Origin of the sequence: Starkeya sp. ORNL1 (assembly GCF_012971745.1) — a bacterium.
Classification (GTDB): Bacteria; Pseudomonadota; Alphaproteobacteria; order Rhizobiales; family Xanthobacteraceae; genus Ancylobacter.
In genome coordinates, this window is the sequence record NZ_CP048834.1 from 4,652,322 (window position 1) to 4,668,934 (window position 16,613).

General features: G+C 64.8%; 14 protein-coding genes. 9 read left to right on the forward strand and 5 right to left on the reverse strand.

All coding sequences use genetic code 11. From position 1 onward, the window contains the following. Positions 1-72: 72 nt before the first annotated feature. Entirely contained in the window at positions 73-534 is a 462-nt protein-coding gene (locus G3545_RS22035; protein WP_170015692.1) for a MarR family winged helix-turn-helix transcriptional regulator, read from the reverse strand. Between the two features lie 198 nt (positions 535-732). Here G3545_RS22035 and G3545_RS22040 point away from each other — a divergent pair, with 198 nt between their 5' ends. Next, positions 733-1,821, forward strand: coding sequence for a DUF3616 domain-containing protein (locus G3545_RS22040; protein WP_170015694.1), 1,089 nt, complete (start codon positions 733-735; stop codon positions 1,819-1,821). Between the two features lie 36 nt (positions 1,822-1,857). Here the strand turns inward: G3545_RS22040 and G3545_RS22045 are convergent, their stop codons facing one another. Beyond that, positions 1,858-2,253: a hypothetical protein gene (locus G3545_RS22045; protein WP_170015696.1), complete on the reverse strand. Its 396-nt coding sequence runs from the start codon at positions 2,251-2,253 to the stop codon at positions 1,858-1,860. A 115-nt stretch (positions 2,254-2,368) separates the two neighbouring features. Then, the gene (locus G3545_RS22050) at positions 2,369-2,626 is read right to left on the reverse strand and encodes a hypothetical protein (protein ID WP_170015698.1); all 258 of its coding nucleotides are present in this window, start codon (positions 2,624-2,626) and stop codon (positions 2,369-2,371) included. A gap of 347 nt (positions 2,627-2,973) precedes the next feature. On the opposite strand from G3545_RS22050, the gene G3545_RS22055 reads away from it, so the two are divergent. From G3545_RS22055 to G3545_RS22085, 7 genes are all read left to right on the forward strand, one after another. After that, complete coding sequence (locus G3545_RS22055) at positions 2,974-3,918, forward strand: hypothetical protein (protein WP_170015700.1); 945 nt, start codon at positions 2,974-2,976, stop codon at positions 3,916-3,918. A gap of 206 nt (positions 3,919-4,124) precedes the next feature. Beyond that, positions 4,125-4,427, forward strand: a complete 303-nt coding sequence (locus G3545_RS22060; protein WP_170015702.1) for a hypothetical protein — start codon at positions 4,125-4,127, stop codon at positions 4,425-4,427. Positions 4,428-4,739: 312 nt separating this feature from the next. Beyond that, positions 4,740-8,696 (forward strand): calcium-binding protein, encoded by a 3,957-nt coding sequence (locus tag G3545_RS22065; RefSeq protein ID WP_170015704.1) that lies wholly within the window; start codon positions 4,740-4,742, stop codon positions 8,694-8,696. 48 nt (positions 8,697-8,744) lie between these two features. Next, positions 8,745-10,493, forward strand: a complete 1,749-nt coding sequence (locus G3545_RS22070; RefSeq protein ID WP_170015706.1) for a type I secretion system permease/ATPase — start codon at positions 8,745-8,747, stop codon at positions 10,491-10,493. Between the two features lie 48 nt (positions 10,494-10,541). Then, on the forward strand, positions 10,542-11,906 hold the full coding sequence (locus G3545_RS22075; RefSeq protein ID WP_170015708.1) for an HlyD family type I secretion periplasmic adaptor subunit: 1,365 nt from the start codon (positions 10,542-10,544) through the stop codon (positions 11,904-11,906). Between the two features lie 547 nt (positions 11,907-12,453). Continuing rightward, the gene (locus G3545_RS22080; RefSeq protein WP_170015710.1) at positions 12,454-13,236 is read left to right on the forward strand and encodes a response regulator transcription factor; all 783 of its coding nucleotides are present in this window, start codon (positions 12,454-12,456) and stop codon (positions 13,234-13,236) included. A gap of 286 nt (positions 13,237-13,522) precedes the next feature. Then, positions 13,523-14,119, forward strand: a complete 597-nt coding sequence (locus G3545_RS22085) for a response regulator transcription factor (protein ID WP_170015712.1) — start codon at positions 13,523-13,525, stop codon at positions 14,117-14,119. Between the two features lie 27 nt (positions 14,120-14,146). Here the strand turns inward: G3545_RS22085 and G3545_RS22090 are convergent, their stop codons facing one another. Beyond that, the gene (locus G3545_RS22090) at positions 14,147-14,677 is read right to left on the reverse strand and encodes a 2,4'-dihydroxyacetophenone dioxygenase family protein (RefSeq protein ID WP_170015714.1); all 531 of its coding nucleotides are present in this window, start codon (positions 14,675-14,677) and stop codon (positions 14,147-14,149) included. Between the two features lie 110 nt (positions 14,678-14,787). Between G3545_RS22090 and G3545_RS22095 the strand changes: the two genes are divergently transcribed. Next, positions 14,788-15,594: an IclR family transcriptional regulator gene (locus G3545_RS22095; protein WP_246702930.1), complete on the forward strand. Its 807-nt coding sequence runs from the start codon at positions 14,788-14,790 to the stop codon at positions 15,592-15,594. On the opposite strand, the gene gcvA is transcribed toward G3545_RS22095, so the two are convergent. Next, positions 15,553-16,554 carry a transcriptional regulator GcvA gene (gcvA, locus tag G3545_RS22100; protein ID WP_170015716.1) on the reverse strand — a complete coding sequence of 334 codons (1,002 nt, stop codon included), beginning with the start codon at positions 16,552-16,554 and terminating at the stop codon, positions 15,553-15,555. The two genes, G3545_RS22095 and gcvA, sit on opposite strands and share 42 nt — an antisense overlap. Positions 16,555-16,613: the final 59 nt, after the last annotated feature.

The following is a 16,613-nucleotide window of genomic DNA, read 5'->3' on the forward strand; positions in this document are numbered from 1 at the left end:
GCGGGTATCCGAAGGTTCAATATAAGTGGATATGCACATATTTGCCGCAGCTTCGATCCCGGCTGGCATCAGTCAGCTCCTGTCGCCGAGCTGAAACCGCTCCAGCGAGGATGCGAACACCGCGACGTCCCCGGGCGGGAAGCGTGCCATGATCGATTGCTGGGCCTGATGCCAGCTATCCCCAGCCTCGGCGAGGATCGCCTCGCCGGCCTCAGTCAACGTGATGCGCCGGGCTCGCGCATCATGCTCGTCGGCGGACACGCGGAGCAAAGCGCGCCGGGACAGCGGCTTGAGGTTCTTGGTCACGGTGGTGCGGTCCATCCCAAGCGCATCGGCGAGTTCGCCGATGGTCGGGGAACCGAGATATTTGAGCGCGACGAGGACGGAGAATTGCCAATTATTGATCCCCAGCGGCCGGAACGCTTCGTCGAAGCGGCGGCCGATGATCCGCCCCGCCCGCTGGATGCGCTGGCACAGGCAGCTATTGGCAATCATGGCAACGGTGGCATCGTCGAGAGAGCGCGAGACTGACATGTGCGTAAATAGGTGCATATGAACCTAAATGTCAAGGTTCGCCGTCTCGTTGCAGCACCTCCACCTTGCCGAAGCGCCATCGCAGGCACGCCAAAAGGTCGAGGTGACGTTACTTTCCGCGGCTTAGCCGGCACCGTAGCATTGACCATGCGGCCCGGGATGTTGGTGTCTGCACCAATGCGTAATTGAGAGCGATCGATGAGAAGCCAGGCCGTCACCCGCATAGTTTCGGCGTCGCTCATTGGCGCCGCGTTGCTCATGGGAGCGCCTGCGAAGGCGACTAGCGGGACGGTTTTCGCAGTCTCCGGCGAGCTGATCGGGAAGTCCAAGAAAAATGGGGACGTAAAGGGCGCGAGGGATCTCAGCGGCATCGCCTGTGCCGAGCCGAGCGGCTTCCCGCGCCATTGTCTCGTGGTCGATGACGAAGCGCAGTCCGCGCAGTTCGTAGTGGTCAATGACGGCCTGATCGTCGCCGGCGATCCGGTGCCGCTGACCGACAATATGCTCGGCGGCAAGCCGCTGGAGTTCGACGGCGAGGGTGTCGGCTTCGCGGACGGTGCCTTCTATGTGATCGGCTCGCACGGACATCCGCGCGACAAGGGCCACAGCGACGACCAGCCCGAGGACAAGGAGAAGTTTGCCGAGCGCATCGACACGGTGAGCGTCATCCAGCGCATCGCGGTCGAACCGGCCGACACAGCAGGTGCCTGGCCCAAGGCCCCGCCCACAATCACCCGGTCCACCGCTTTGCACGCCCTGCTCGCCGCCGACCAGGAACTCCGTCCATTCGTCGACCAGCGCCTCGAGAAGAATGGCCTGACAATCGAAGGCGTCGCGGTGCGCGGCGGCCGGCTTTATGCCGGACTGCGCGCTCCGGTGCTGGAAAACGGCACGCGGGCCGCTATCCTCGGGGTCAACCTCGACGGTCTCTTCGACGGCACGCCGGCGGAGCCGAGACTGTTCAAGCTGGCGCTCGGCGAGGGCAGGGGCGTGCGGGATCTGGTCCGGTACAAGGACGGCTTCCTGGTACTGGCGGGTCCCTCGGCCGATCCGGACGACAGGCTCGACATTCCGTCCAATGCCTATTCGGTCTTCTGGTGGGACGGGGAAGCCGAACTCAAGCCGCTCGGCGACATTGAGGGCATGAAGGTCTCGAACAAGAAATGGGCCAAGCCCGAGGCGCTGCTGCCGCTTGATGCGGATAGCGACGGTTTGAGCGTGCTGGTGCTGTTCGACGGCGCGCCGGCGAAGAGCGCCGCACGCGCGGACATGATCCGGAAACCTTGAGGCGAGCTCAACAAGCCGGTGTCGCCGATAGCCTCGCTATTCGGCGGGAACACCTATTGCGCGGCGCGTTGCCCGGAGTTCGGCGAAGCACTGGCCGGTGTTACCCGAAGCATAGGCCTCGCGGGCGCGGTCGAGCGCGGCAACCGCCTCGTCACCACCTGCCCAACTGTGCAGGCTGGCTTCGGCGCGCGCCACCGACGCCGGCGTCGGCTGGTGGCCCAGAGTGGCAAAGCTGGACTCAGGGGCGAACGGCGCCGTCTCGGCGTGCTGCGCCAAAGCGGCATCCACCTGCGCCTGCACCTGATCGATCTCGCCGCGGCAGGTCTCGGCCAGCGCGGGGGTTATCATGCCGACGCTGATCAGCAGCAGGCCAGATGAGATCAATGGCAGGTTTCGACGAAGCAGGCTTCGACGAAGATTATGCGAGAACATGGCAGGACTCCCTATTGGTCATGTTCCACAAGAGTCTTCCAACTCCTGTGGAGCATGCTCTGGTGTTCTTCTCCCCGCCTGATCGTCGCTTCACGAACGGCGGGATGTCGGTATCTCAGCGATGGCCGCCGCCGTGACCGCTGTGACCCTCGTGCACGCCGTCACCATGGCTGAATGCGTGATTGCCCTGGTCGTCGCCGGACTGCAGTTCAATGGCGGTGTCGCCATTGGCCGCGGCCCACGGATCGGCGCCATAGGCCTCATACTGCGGCGGCAAGGGGACTCGGCGTACCGTGGCGGCATCGGCATTGGAAAGGGCGGCGCCTGCAATCAGGCCGGAGAAGAGGAGGATGGGAAGCGCCTTGAGGTACATGGTCGTCTCTCCTGCTCGCACAGATCTTGCTGTGCTGCGATGACGACCCAAATCTACGGCCTTGAATACAGTCTCGACATTGAACGACGATATAGGCGGCTAGGCGATGGGTCGGCTCACCCCATACGGTTGTATAGGCCGCCGTCCATGCCCCCGGTCTCCATGACGCGGCCACGCTCCGAAAGGCGGATACCATCCGCGCATCGGCGCATGCGGGGGATGGCGATACGGCGTAGTTCTACACCGGCAGGTCGATGCTCCATTGCCTTGTTCTTAATCGGCCGTTGCAATCGTATGAATCGGGGAGGATCTCAAACGTTGAGGATCGCGTGCGATCGGAGGACGTCATGAACCTCGGCCGAGACGCCATATCGAACATCCTGACCACCTATGCGCCTCCATTTCAGGACATGGGACCGGGCTTCCGCATGCCACCGGCGTGTTGGGTACGCGAGCGAAACGACGATCCCCTCACTCTCACCGTCAGTTCCTCGGTGCTTGCCACAGGGGTGGACACGCTGGTGTCGGAGGAGGCCGCGTGTCAGCTCACCGCTTTCGATTGGGGCACGCTCGCCACTGGCACAATTGCGCTCTCCGCGTTCGCCAGTGGTCCCGAGGACGATCTCGCAACGGCCTCGACGGACAATCTCGTCGGGATCGCCGATGCCGACGTGATCTTCATATACACCGCGAAGACCACGGGCTCCGGGACGCTGGACGGCGAGGCGTGGAGTGCGGAGCAGTTGGTCACCACCTATTGGGCGATCGACATAAAAGGGATGATGCCGCGCGGCGGTCCCATCGTGATCGAAGTGGACGAGAACTTCGTCTTCGACGCGCCACCGGCGAATGTCGACGGCAATATCGCCATCTACGACATCTCGAATGTCGCGACCGGCGACAACACCCTCGTCGATGTCGCCCTGGAAGCACTCAGCGTCGAGGACGCTCTTTCCAGTATTACCTCCGTGATGAGCGCGGAGGCCACGAACGACGTCCTTGTGGTCAGCCAGTGCAATACTCCGCGCAAGCCCGTCTGCTCCCTTGATCGGGACAATGACGCCCGGTCACGGATGGACCGGGACAATGACTGGCGAGACCGGGACAATGACTCGCGTGTCCAGGACCGGCATCGCGATGATGGGAATAGCGAGACTCCGTCCCCCGCGGACGGCAAGGAGGATGCCCCTCCGTGGAACGAGTGGGTAGCTCACGATCTGGTCGGTTTGGCAGATGGCGGCTGGTTCGGCCACCACCTCTTCGATGCGGACGCCTCGACGACCATCGCATGAGCCCGCGCCGGCTTCGTGTGGCGCAGCGCTTTACGCTTTCGATGTATCTGACGTGGTTCCGGCACTGATTGAACTTAAAGGTATCCGTTCGATCCCAAGTATACTCCGTTAGTTTTAATAGACTGTTTCTCCTTTGACCTCAAATTCTACCGGACGTAGCGTTATCTCGTCGATGCAATGTCGATAATAAGGGATGGGAGGTTACCATGACGATGACTTTTCCTTGGCCCACACCTCACGACGATCCTGGATTCGAGTTTGAAAAAGACGTCGAAGTAAAGTTCGACGCATATATCGACCTCGACTTCGACACCGACAACACGTACTACAGCGACGCGTATGTCTCTTACTGCATCGATCCGGATATCGAGCTCCATGAGAACTCGGTGTTCTTCAACATCGATGTGGAAGCCGTCGGTGACAACACCGCGGTGGAGACCAATTTGTCCGTCCTCACGACGGACGATCTGTCGAGCCTCGTCCTCACCGGGTTCGCGATCACTGATTGATCGCTCGCCATTCCACGCCGCTGCCGAACGCCGTCCAGACGGCGGGCCCTCCGGCGACACTTGCCACTGCGAAGCCCCGGGCGGGCATTCCCCGTCCGGGGCTTTACGCGTGTCGGGGTAGCTCGCCCCTCTCCATAAGGCTGATGCTGGTGGGCACTTGACGGCAAAGAAGGGGTAGTCCGGCAGGTTGAGCGGGAAGCTCTCTACCACCTACGGCGCCTCGCCTGTTGTGCCGTTGTTGTCGCCGGCTCCTGCCACCTACGCTTGGAGAATGGAGCAACCCGCCCGGACGGGCGGCCACGGGAGGCGGTCATGGCGATGTCCATCAGGATCACCCGGAAATTCATGCCGACGGTTTCCGGGCACGTCACGGGAGAACCGAGCGCAACGCCCGTTTCTCAGCCGGCGGCCGGCACCAGCGAGGCCGGGACACTGGCGGCGATGTCCACCCTGATGGCGGCGCCCGCGCAAGCCCTGGCGTTGGCTGCGACGACGCCGGTGGCGTATCAGACCGTCCCGCTCACCAACCTCGACAACACCTACGAGCACACCGCCAACGGGCGGTTCAAGATCCAGGGTATGGGCGGCAATGACACCATCACGGTCAGGGCCGGCACGACCGGTGGCGACTATCTCGATGGTGGTACCGGCAATGACCGCCTCACCGCGGCCGAGAGCGACGACATTCTGGACGGTGGCATTGGCACCGACACGCTGAACGCCGGAGCCGGCAACGACCTGCTGCGCGGCGGTGCGGGCGCCGATGCGCTCAATGGTGGCGACGGCAACGATACGGCCGACTATTCGACCTCCAGCGCGGCGGTGATCATCAGCCTGCCGAGCGACCCCACCAACACGGCGCGGGGCAATGGCGGCGATGCCAGTGGCGATATCCTGTCGAGCATCGAGAATCTCATCGGCTCCAACAGTAACGACGTCCTGACCGGCAATGCGCTCGACAATCGCCTCATCGGCAACCTCGGCAAGGACGTACTGCGTGGCCTCAACGGCAACGACACGCTGATCGGCGACGCCATCGTCGATGTCGACGGCAATGGCGTTCCCGATGACGACGATGGCGACGGCATCCCCGATGGCGTGAACACGGCGACCGCGGGCGGCGACGACACGCTCGACGGCGGCTTCGGCGACGATCAGATCTTCGGCGGCGGCGGCAACGACACGCTGGTCGGCAGCTTCGGCAACGACAGCGTCTATGGCGGGATGGGCAACGACACGCTCACTGGCGGCGACGGCGACGACCTGCTCGACGGCGGCGGCGGCGACGATCAGATGCTCTCCGGCTTCGGCAATGACACGCTGCGCGGCGGTGCGGGAGCCGACTATCTCAACGCCTCGCTCGGCGACGACGTGCTCGATGGCGGCGACGGCGACGACGAGATGGATGCCAGCGACGGCGCGGACCAGATGTCCGGCGGCGCCGGCAACGATGTGATGCGGGGCAGTACCGGCACCGACACCCTGAACGGCAACGATGGCAACGACACGCTCGACGGCGGCGATGACGACGACACCCTCCATGGCGATGCCGGCGACGATCAGCTGGCAGGAGGTAACGGCGCCGACATCATGGATGGCGGCGACGGCATCGACACCGCGAACTATTCCGCCGCGGGCGGCCCGGTCGGCATCGACCTGCTCAATGGCCTCACCTCGGGTGCGGCGACTGGCGATACGCTGACGGCCATCGAGAATCTGACCGGTTCGGCGTTCAACGACATACTGGTCGGCGACACCGGCAACAACACGCTGGCTGGGCTCGGCGGCGCAGACGCGCTGGTCGGCCAGGGCGGCTTCGATACCGCGGACTATTCGGCCTCCGAGGCGGGCGTGAACATCGTGCTGAATGCGACGGTGGCCGATCCGACCATCGCCGGTACCGGCACCGGCGGCGACGCGGAAGGCGACACGCTGCAACTTGTCGAGCGCATCATCGGATCGTCCCTCGCCGACAGCTTCAGCGGCAGCGAATTCGGCGACACCTTCGTCGGAGGTGCGGGCGCCGACATCATGGATGGCAATGCGGGTGTCGACACAGCGGAGTACTCCACCTCGTCCGCTGCCGTCACCGTCGCGCTCGATGCGGCGGCAACGACGATCGGCTCGGGCGGCGACGCGCAGGGCGACCAGCTTACCGACATGGAAAATCTCATCGGCTCCGCCTTCAACGACGTGTTGACCGGCAGCGCCGTCGCCAACCGGCTGGAAGGCGGGGCGGGCAATGACAGTCTGCGCGGCGGCGCGGCCGCGGACCGGCTGATTGGCGGCGCGGGCATTGATACCGCCGACTACTCGACTTCGGCGGCCGCAGTGACCGTGGGTCTGGGCGACAGCGACGACCCGAACATCGCAACCATGGGCACCGGCGGCGACGCGCAGGGCGACCTGCTCAGCCAGATCGAGAACCTGACCGGTTCGGCGCTCGGCGATACCCTCGTTGGCAACATCGGGGTCAACCGCCTCGAAGGCGGGGCGGGCAGCGATCTGTTGCGCGGCCAGGGTGGCGCGGACGTGCTGATCGGCGGCGACGGCACGGATACGGCGAGCTATTCCACCTCGGCGGCCGGCGTGACGGTTGCGCTGAGCGCGACGGGCACCACGATCGGCTCGGGCGGCGACGCGCAGGGCGACCAGCTGAGCTCCATCGAGAGCCTGATCGGCTCCGCCTTCGTCGATACGCTCACCGGCAGCACCGGAAACAACGTGCTGCGCGGCGGTGCCGGCGCCGACACGCTGATCGGCGGCGACGGCGTCGATACCGCCGACTATACCGGCTCGTCAGCCGCGGTGCAGGTTGCCCTCACCGCCAATCCGGCGGCCGCCACCATCGGCGCCGGCGGCGACGCCCAGGGTGACGTGATCAATACCATCGAGAACCTGATCGGCTCCTCCTTCAACGACACACTCGTCGGCAGCACCGGCGTCAACAATCTTCAAGGTGCAGCCGGCGACGATACGCTGCGCGGCGGCGCCGGCGCCGACACGCTGGTCGGCGGCGATGGCAACGACACCGCCGACTATACTGGCTCCGCAGCCGCGGTGCAGGTCACTCTCACCGCCAATCCGGCAAACGCGACGATCGGTGCCGGTGGCGACGCCGCGGGCGACGTGATCAACACCATCGAGAACCTGATCGGCTCGTCCTTCAACGACACGCTGACCGGCAGCACAGCGAACAACGTGCTGCGCGGCGGCGCCGGCGCCGACACGCTGGTCGGCGGCGACGGCAACGACACCGTCGACTACACAGGCTCCTCGGCCGCGGTGCAGGTGACCCTCACCGCCAATCCGGCAAACGCGACGGTCGGTGCCGGCGGCGATGCCGCGGGCGACATCATCAACACCATGGAAAATATCACCGGTTCGTCCTTCGCCGACACGCTGACCGGCAGCACGGCGAACAATGTGCTGCGCGGCGGCGCCGGCGCCGACACGCTGGTCGGCGGCGACGGCATCGACACGGTCGACTACACCGGCTCGTCGGCCGCAGTGCAGGTCACCCTCACCGCCAATCCGGCAAGCGCGACGGTCGGTGCCGGTGGCGACGCCGCAGGCGACATCATCAACACCATGGAAAATATCACCGGCTCGTCCTTCGCAGACACGCTCACCGGCAGCACGGCAAACAACGTGCTGCGCGGCGGTGCCGGCGCTGACACTCTGGTCGGCGGCGCCGGTATCGACACGGCCGATTATACCGGCTCCTCAGCCGGTGTGACGGTCACCCTCACCGCCAATCCGGCGGCCGCGACGGTCGGCGCCGGCGGTGACGCCCAGGGCGACATCATCAACACCATCGAAAATCTCACCGGATCCTCGTTCAGCGACGTGCTGACGGGCAGCACGGCAAGCAACACGCTGGTGAGCGGCGACGGCAACGACACCCTGCGCGGCGGCAGCGGCGCGGACATCCTGGTAGCGAATGGGACAGGGACGAAGACGATCTACGGCGACGGCGTGGACGACGGGGGCACGGCGGGTGCGGATACCTACCGCATTCTCGCGGGAACCAATCTGATCCAGGGCTACGAGACGGGCGAGGATATCTTCGTCAACAGCCTGACGCAGGCGCCGACGCTGGTTCAGGTGTTCGGCGAGGCCGATCCGACGCTCGCCCTGCAATTGATTGGCGCCACGCACACCACCTTTGTCGTGGTCGGCTCGACCGCCGACCTCGCCGCGGCGCAGACCGCCGCCGACACGCTGATCGCCAATGACCTGTTCGTCGATGCCAACCTGATCGCCTGAGGACGTGCAGGAGGGCTTCCACACGGCGCCACGCAAGGGGGGCGGACCATGTTCAGGCGTTTCGCTAAGACCGGCGGCCGGCGGGAGAACGACCTGCAGCAGGCCGTTGCCGACTGTCGGTCGATGGTATGGATGCTTGGCTTCTTCAGCCTGGCGATCAACATACTGATGCTGTCGTCACCGATCTACATGCTGCAGGTCTATGACCGCGTGATGGTCACCGGCAGCGTCAATACGCTGGTCATGCTGACCGGGTTGACCGCGGCGGCAATGCTGCTGATCGGGCTGCTGGACAGCCTGCGCAGCAGCATGATGGTGCGCATGAGCTGCTGGCTCACCGATCGGCTGGGCCCCGTCTACCTCGCCCATTGTGTGCGGACGCGGCTGCTCGGTGATAGTTCCGGCGCCCAGCCGCTGCGGGATATCGCGCAGATCCAGGGGTTCATCGCGTCGCCCGGCATGACGGTGTTCTTCGACGCTCCCTGGACACCGGTTTTTCTCGCGCTGATCTGGATGCTGCACCCGAGCCTCGGCATTCTCGCCGTCAGTGCGGCGGTGCTGCTGCTGGTAATGGGCCTGGCCAACGAAGCCACTACGCGCGGCACCAACCAGAAGTCCAACCTCGCCCAGATCGCGGCGACGCAACAGGCGGAAGTCACCATACGCAATGCCGAGGTGGTGCGTGCCATGGGCATGCTGCCGGCGCTGGTGGATCGCTGGCGAAACATGAACGAGGCCGCCACCTCGGCCTCGAAGCAGACCTACGAGCGCAATGGCCTCCTGCTTGGCTTCACCAAGTTCGCCCGCATGTTCATGCAATCGGCCATTCTCGGCCTCGGCGCCTATCTGGTGCTTGCCGGCGAATTGTCAGGCGGCGCCATGATCGCCTCGTCCATCCTGCTCGGCCGTGCGCTGGCGCCGGTCGAAATGGCAATGAGCACGTGGCGCAATTTCGGGCTCGCCCGTATTTCCTACGGGCGGCTGAAGACGCGCTTGCAGGCCATGCCGGAAGAACGCCGGCGCGCCCGCCTGCCAGTGCCGGTGGGGGTGGTCTCGCTCGATCACGTCACCTTCACCCCGCCGGGCGCCGCGGCGCCGGTGCTCCAGCAGGTGTCGTTCGATGCGCGGCCCGGCGAGGCGATCGCCGTCATCGGCCCATCGGCGAGCGGCAAGAGCACGCTGTGCCGCATCCTCACGGGCATCGCCCGGCCCGGCAGCGGCGAGATCCGGCTGGACGGCTCGGAACTAAGCCATTGGGATCCGGACGAGCTCGGCTGTCATCTCGGCTATCTGCCGCAGGATGTGGAGCTGTTCCCCGGCACCGTGCGCGAGAACATCGCGCGCATGGGCGATGTCGACGACCGTGCGGTGATCGAGGCGGCGATGATGGCGCATGCCCACGAGATGATCCAGCATTTGCCGCAGGGCTACGACACGCCGATCGGTGACGGCGGCATGCGCCTGTCCGGCGGGCAGCGGCAACGTCTCGGCCTCGCGCGGGCGGTCTATGGAGCGCCGCGCCTGATCGTGCTGGACGAGCCCAATGCCAATCTGGATCAGGTCGGCGAGGCGGCCCTTGCCGCCACGATCGAGGAGATGAAGCAGCGCGGCTCGACCTTGCTGATCGTGGGACATCGTCCCTCGACCCTCGCCCAGGCCGACAAGATCCTGGTGCTGAAGGAGGGGCGCGTGGAGCTGTTCGCCCCGCGCGACGAGGCGCTGCAGCGGTTGCGGATCGTGACATCCGGCAATGCCGCGCGACGTGAGGCGCAGGCGCCCGTTCCCGCGCCGACCTGATGTAGAGGCCGGCGCGATCGATCCATCCTGGAAATACAGGAGCCGGGCATGAACAACGCGAAATCGATCGTCATCCAGAAGCGCCAGCCCGCCTATGTCCACGAACCAAGCGACGCGGTCACGCTGCGCAATGACATAAGAGGGCCGCAGCGCGCGGGCTTCCTGCTGATCGTCATCTTCATGGGCGGCTTCGCGCTTTGGGGCCTGACCGCGAAGCTGGCCGGAGGGGCCATTGCCCCCGGCATCATCAGCCCCGACGGCAGCCGGCGCACCGTCCAGCACCTCGAAGGCGGGATCATAGCGAGCCTGAAGGTGCGTGACGGCGACAAGGTCACGGCCAACCAGCCGCTGGTCATGCTCGAGCGGGTTCAGGTCGAAACCGTGCTCAATTCGCAGCTCAATCAGTATTACACACTGCTCGCCTTGCAGGCGCGGCTTCGTGCCGAGCAGAACAACGCACGGGAAATCACCTTTCCGGACGAACTGAGCGAGGCGCGGCTCGGTCCGGAACTGGCGATGATCATTGAGGGCCAGCGCACCATATTCGCGACGCGCCGGGCGGCGCACGAGATGCGGCGCGAGGTGCTGGCCCAACGCATCGAGCAATCGTTGCAGCAGATCAATGCGCTCGAAGCGCAGGCGAAGAGCGCTGTGGCGCAACTCGGCTTCATCGCCCAGGAGCTCGACGACAAGCGGCATCTGTTCAGCAAGGCGCTGATCCGAAAGCCGGATCTGCTGGCGCTCGAGCGGGCGCAGGCCTCGATCGAAGGAGAGCGCGGCGAATATCGCGGCATGGTCGCACGCGCCGAGCAACAGATCGGCGAGACCCGCTCGCAACTCCTCCAGCTCGACGCCGAACGCGCCGACCAGATTTCCGACCAGTTGGACAAGGCGCGGGTCGAGCTTGCCGCGGTCACCGAGCGCGTGCAGGTCAGTCGCGACGTGCTGGCGCGCACTTCGGTGACGGCGCCGATCAGCGGGACGGTGGTGAACCTTCGGTTCAAGACGGTCGGCGGGGTCATTCGCGCCGGCGAGCCGATCGTCGATATCGTGCCCGACGAAGAGAGGTTGCTCATCGAGGCGCGTGTCTCGCCGACGGATATCGATGTCGTACATCCCGGGCTCGCGGCCCAGGTGCACCTGACGGCGTTCTCCAAGCGGGCCATGCCGCGGATAGATGGGGTGGTGAAGAGCGTATCGGCCGATCGCCTGGTCGATCCGGAGAGCAGCACGCCCTATTACATGGCGCGGGTAGAGGTCGACCGCAGCGAGATGGAACAGCTGGGCTCCCTGGTCGTGCTGGTCCCCGGCATGCCGGCGGAGGTGCTGATCGTCACCCAGGAGCGCACGATGATCGACTACCTCATCGAGCCGTTCCGCGATGCGTGGCGGCGCAGCTTCCGCGAGGTGTGAACCTGCACCGCTTGGTAGCCCGTCCTGCCTGCCGCAACGTTCATTGACAAGGCTTTTCCGTTCGTAAGCAAGAGCTTGGAAAGTCGCTATTTCACTGCAAAGAAAACTGTGTATAATCTGATATTGTGGTTGATATTGAAATACATGCTTTGCGCAAAAACAATCAAGTGTCGAGCGTTGCGTGGTTCTCCGATAAGCGATCTGTAAGCTTACCTAGGAGAATCGTCGAATTTGAGCGGATTCCTGGTGCAGGAACATAAGGAATGAGAGGTAAGATCATGCGGAAACGTGGCGATGCTTGATGGCGGCGTGGGGGCGCGCATGCGGACGCGCCACCAGCTGCCCGCCTTGTGCGCGACGGATCTCCATCCCCCTGATGGTTTCCGTGGTTTCAGGGCATGTCATCGCCGTCGAGACACGGGCGCCGGCTGCGTCCAGCGGTATTCTTGGGGGGCGAACTCCAGTCTGCCGTTCTCTAATCCCCGGAATACACGGATCTTGGCGCACGCTTCAGATCGAGGATTCTCGGAATCCGAGGAGACGTCAGATGAGCATAGACGATCAAGGTGGCATAAGAGAGCCACATATATTGTTGATCGATGACTTTGCACTCCGACGTGCAAGCCTGAAAAAGTTCCTCGAAGCGTGGGCGTCGGAAGGGCACTTCGCGCTCGATGCTCTCGACCATGTGCCGATACACGAACTCGACGATGTCGCCGCCGATATACGGCTCGTGGTGATGAATGTCGGGGCGAGCTCGGTCGAGGTATCCGCCATACAGGAACAGATGGAAGAACTGCGCCAGCGCATGCCGAACGTGCCGCTGGTCATCATGTCGGACCGGGATGGCGCGGGGGATGTGATCGCGACGCTGCGGGCCGGGGCGCGAGGGTTCATCAGTTCGCGCATGGACCCCCACGTGATGCTCCGGGCGTTGGACTTCATCATCGGGGGAGGTGTCTTCTTTCCGCCGGATGCATTGCTGGAGGTATCGGACGTGCCGGGCGTAGGTGAATGGCGCGACGCCATCCCGCTCGCTACCGCTCACCTCAGCCTTTCGGGCAATGGCCTGACGCAGCGCCAGCACGCGGTGCTGAAGCTGCTCCAGCAAGGCCAGTCCAACAAGCGGATCGCGCGCGAACTGCGCATGTGCGAATCCACCGTCAAGGTTCATGTCCGCCAGATCATGCGCAAACTCGGCGCATGCAATCGCACCCAGGCCGCCCTGTGCGCGCTGGAAATGGGCCTTTCGGCCAATGATGGCGACGAAGCTGTCGAAGGGGGGCTCACCCCCGGGCAACCGGCAATTTCCGCCATCGGCCAGGCGTGACGATCAGGCGATCGTCTCTGGATCCCAGCCCGCCATGGTGTCGGGCGGTGGGTTTCGCCCTGTCATCGAGATCGGACAGCATTAATTGCTCGCCGATACATCGGCTGTAGCACCTATAGTCTATTAATACTTATGTGTCGTTTTGTTCATCAGCCGATAAAATATAATTTCTCCGCGCCAGCAGATCGCTGGCGGCCAGGTGGCTTGCATTGCAACCGGACGATCGTTCCGACTCCATCGCGGAGTCCTGCCGGGTGCGGGCCGATATGGAATCGGAGAAGCTCAGGTGGCTGCCGTATCCGAATCCGCGGCACTGGACCGGCGCCCGCTCGTGGTTGTCGCCGATGCGCTGGAACTCAGGCGGGCAGGCGTGCTCAGCCTGATGGGTGAGTGGGCGGGGGCCCACCGTGTGGAGCTTCGCGCGGTCGATCCGGCGCTCGGCTACGAGTTGATCGAGGACGGCACGACATGCGCGCTCGGCATGCTCAATCTCGGCTTTCAGTCGGTCGCGCTGCCCGATACGCTGGACTGGATGAGGCGGTTCAAGGAACGGTTTCCGGATTCACCGCTGGTTGTCGTGGCCGATCGCGACGACGCCGAAGAGGTCGTCATCGCCTTTCGCGGCGGCGCCCAGGGCTTCATACCGACCAGCACCAAGCCGGTCATCGCGCTCCAGGCCCTGTCCTTCATCATGAATGGAGGATCGTTCTTCCCGCCGGGTACGCTGCTGCGGCTTCCACGCCGGCGCCAGGACAGCGCCGGCAAGGGCGAGCGGCGCGCGGCGAGCGTCACTCTGGTCCATGTCCGTCATGATTGCCAGTCGACGCTGGGCCGCACCGGCAATCGCGCGGGACGCCGCACCTTCACCGGCTGGCGGAGCTGACGGGGAACCGTGGGCGGCAGGGCCGGTTCAGCGAATGAACTGGTCGACATAGTCCGCGCCGAGGCCGTTCTGCGCATAGTGCGCGCGGCATTTGTCGAGGCGGGTGAAGACGTCATCATAGCCGGTGTTGCGGCCGTCCGGATCGACATAGATCATCGCGCCGTTCACCTGGAACAGCGTGATCATCTCCTCGACATGCGGATCGACCACCAGCGTGTGGGTTTCGCCGGGAGCTTCATAGGCATAGCTGCCCTCGGTCGCGATCCAGTCATGTTCCAGATAGCGCCACTCGCCCTTGATCACATAGGCATGGACCGGCATCGGGTGGCGATGCCGCGACAGCACGCCGGACTTGCGCACCCGCAACAGGTTCATCCAGTAGCCGCGCGACACGCACAGGCACAGCGGACGGAACCAGACATTCTCCTCGACCGGCACCCAGATGCGCTCATCCTTCGGGATGGCGTTGGGAATGACCAGCTCCGGCGGGGATTCCTTGGGCTGGGGATGCTTGTAGGGCTGCCACTTCTCACTGGCGACGGAAGACAGCTCGGTCATGTAACAATCCACATTGCTCAAAATGTCCATAATATGGACATCTGCCCATTTCGTGGTACATTTGGTTTTGCTTCGGGCGCGAAGTCAAGCGCGGGAACGCAAGCGTGGGAATGATTGCACCGATGGATGGAAGCGAGACGACCCGCGCGCAGGTGCCCGGCACCGCGGCGTTCTCCAAATTCGTCGCGGTGCTGCAGATCATCGCCGATGCGCCGGAAGAGCTCGGCATGGCCGAACTCGTCGCCCGGGCACGCATGCCGCGGGCGACGGTCTATCGCATCGTCGCCGCCTTGCGGGCCGAGGGGTTTCTTGGCGAGGCGGATCGTCTTGTGCTCGGCCCCCGCCTTATCAGCCTCGCGTCGCAAAGCTGGGCGAAGTTCGATCTGCGCGCCCTCGCCAAAGACGACATCCAGCACTTGCGGGACATCACCGGCGAGACCGTGCACCTCGCCGTGCCGAGCGACATCGCGATGGTCTATATCGACAAGCTGGAAAGCCCGCAGGCGGTGCGCATGACCTCGCGGGTTGGAACCCGGGTGATGCTGCACGCCAGCTCGGTCGGAAAGGCCTATCTCGCCGCGCTGCCGGATGAGGAGCGGGCGGCGCTGCTGAGCCGGCTGAAGCTCCCGCGGATGACACCGCAGACCATCACGCGGCGCAAGGATCTGGAGGAGGCGCTGAAGCGGGCGCAGTTGCAGGGTTACGCCGTCGATGGCGAGGAGACCGAGCCGGGCATCCAGTGCCTGGGCGCTGCCATACTCAATAGGTCCGGCCGCCCGGTCGGCGCGATGAGCATCAGCGTGCCGAAATATCGCTTCGATCCGGCGGCGGAAGCCCGCTATCCCGAACTGGTCATGGCGTGCGCCGCGCGCATCTCAGCCCACTATGCGCTTACCCAGGGCCCCGCCGCCGACTGAAGCCTGGCCGGACCGCGAGCGACGCTTGATGGTCGTCTGCGGCGGCGGCTGCGGTTGCGCGATCGCCTCTTCCATCTCCGCCGTCTCCTCCACGATCCATTGCTCGAAGGCCTGGATCAGCGGCGAGTCCCGGCGTGCTTTCGGATAGGCCAGGAAATAACTGCTCGCCGTGTGCACCCGGAGCGCGAGGGGGGCGACCAGCCGGCCCGAGCGCAGATCGTCCTCCACGAAGGCACGCTGCGCCATGACGATGCCGAGCTCATCGGTGGCGGCCTGATAGGCCAGTGCGGAGTTCTCGAATTTCAGTCCGCTATTGCCGTCGATCGACTTCACGCCCGCGGCGTCGAGCCAGTCCGGCCAGTCGGAGGCGCGGTGCATCGAACACAGCAGCACGAAGCGGGCGAGGTCGGCGGGCTCGCACGGCGCCGGCGCCGACTTGAACAGGCCGGGGCTGCAGACGGGGAGCAGGATCTCGCCGAACAGCCGGCGGCATAGTGCGCCGGGGATCGGCGTCACCCCGGAATGGATGCAGAGATCGACGTCGTCGCGGTCGAACTCGACCTGCTGGTGCGAGGTGGTGATCTGCACATCGATATGCCGGTGCAGCGCGTGGAACCGCGCCAGCCGGGGCACGAACCAGCGAATGGCGAAGGTCGGCGGCAGCTTGATGCGCAAGGTGTTCTCGATCGAGCGCGCCCGCAGCCGCTGGGTCTGCGCCTCGATCTGGTCGAAGGCCGAGCGCAGCGCCGCGGCATAGGCGGCGCCTTGCGGGGTCATCTCGATGCCGCGGCGCACCCGCATGCAAAGCCGCACGCCGAGCCAGTTCTCCAGCTGGGTGACATGCCGGCTGACCGCGCCCTGCGTCACCGAGAGTTCCTGCGCGGCCCGTGTCAGGCTGCCATTGCGGGCGGTCGCCTCGAAGGCCCGCAACGCATTCAGGGGGAGAAGCCGGCGATTCATGCTCTGAGTTTTCCTCATGGAAGGCTGCGCAAATTGTGCCTATGCGGCAGCCGTATATT